The organism is Lactobacillus equicursoris DSM 19284 = JCM 14600 = CIP 110162 (assembly GCF_001434815.1).
GTDB lineage: Bacteria > Bacillota > Bacilli > Lactobacillales > Lactobacillaceae > Lactobacillus > Lactobacillus equicursoris.
This window is the reverse complement of the sequence record NZ_AZDU01000109.1, coordinates 1-1,310: the sequence shown is the minus strand read 5'-3', so window position 1 is coordinate 1,310 and position 1,310 is coordinate 1. Positions and strand designations below refer to the sequence as shown.

Genomic DNA, 1,310 nt, shown 5'->3' with positions numbered 1-1,310 from the left:
TTTTTGATAAACGTCAATTTATAGAACTTTTTGGGGTAAGAAATTTGCTACGGATCAGCACCTAAATTGAAGACTAAAGTACCTTTTCGGTTTAATAAAACCAGCAAAGACAGTGTAGCTTTTTAATTATTTGATTAACCAATTTCTTTGCGCACCGCGGTTCTATTTTTAAGGAAGTGCGCATTGTCATTTTTCCGTTTGATTTTGACTAGCGAATGGTGAATTCTTTTGTCTTCCAAACTAATTAATCAAAGTATGCTGGCTTTATTAAACCGAAAAGGTCTCAGTGGAGCACATTCATTTTGTATATTTTTTTTCAAAACACTTTCGCAAATCTTCATCTTTTTTCTAGTTAGCTTTAAGTAGCCACTCCGCAGTATTAGTAATCTGTATTGGAAGGAATGTGTCCCAACGCACCCGCTTTATCATCACGAATGCTATTGACTTTAAAAAAGAAGCTAAATAAGAAGATTACGGCGTGGCTACTTAAAACTAACTAAAATTTTGTTTACTACTTTTTTTGAAAAATAATCGTCTGAAGGTTGGGCCCGTCATACTTGTACTTGATACCAACGACTTCACTTCTGTGTAGTTGCGCCAAGAGCAACACTCTTTGATCAGGGCCAATCTTTTTTTTCTCGATATAGGAAAGCAAAGGTATTTCTCTCATATGCTCTATTCGCATATACGCGATCACTTCTGTTATTAGTGGTGTTTCTTTGGTTCTTAACATTTCTTTACCTCTCTTTGTGTGATTATTATATGCAACTTTCGCGTTGTGATTTGCGAAGATAGTAACGGCTTTTGGTTTTGAGCCGTCTGACCTAAACGACACTCAAAGCGCTTATCCAGATTATGGCTTGATCTGAAACCTACGTGATCCATATTCAGCAACCTTTTTTTAAGAAAAGATTCTGTTAATGATCCCTTGTACTGCGCGAGTGAAGAACGAGATTTGGCATGTCCCGCTAACCTACGAAGTCTATATTCATCTAACGTTGGGAGCTATGGCCGATTTCCCCCGAATTAGTATATTTACTAAAACAAAGCGTCGGCGCTCACAGCAGCTCGTTAATGTTAATGACTTCTCGTAAATAATCCTAGCCGTCCCATGTATGAGTTTGATGATCGTGTTATTCCGCTATGACAGCTACGTAGCGGCACGATTTATGTTCAATTGTCAAAGGGCGGTGGTACCAAATCTTTTGCGAATCGATAAAAGAATTTTTTTGAAATAATTATTGCTCGATATTTGGATTAGAATATCTTCGCAAATCACAACGTGAAAACCGGCGTTACTTATTTTTATA

1 protein-coding gene is annotated in these 1,310 nt (G+C 37.1%); it reads right to left on the bottom strand.

What is annotated here, in order from left to right; all coding sequences use genetic code 11:
- Window positions 1–511: 511 nt before the first annotated feature.
- The gene (locus FC20_RS09520; protein ID WP_056945401.1) at window positions 512–733 is read right to left on the bottom strand and encodes a hypothetical protein; all 222 of its coding nucleotides are present in this window, start codon (window positions 731–733) and stop codon (window positions 512–514) included.
- Window positions 734–1,310 lie beyond the last annotated feature (577 nt).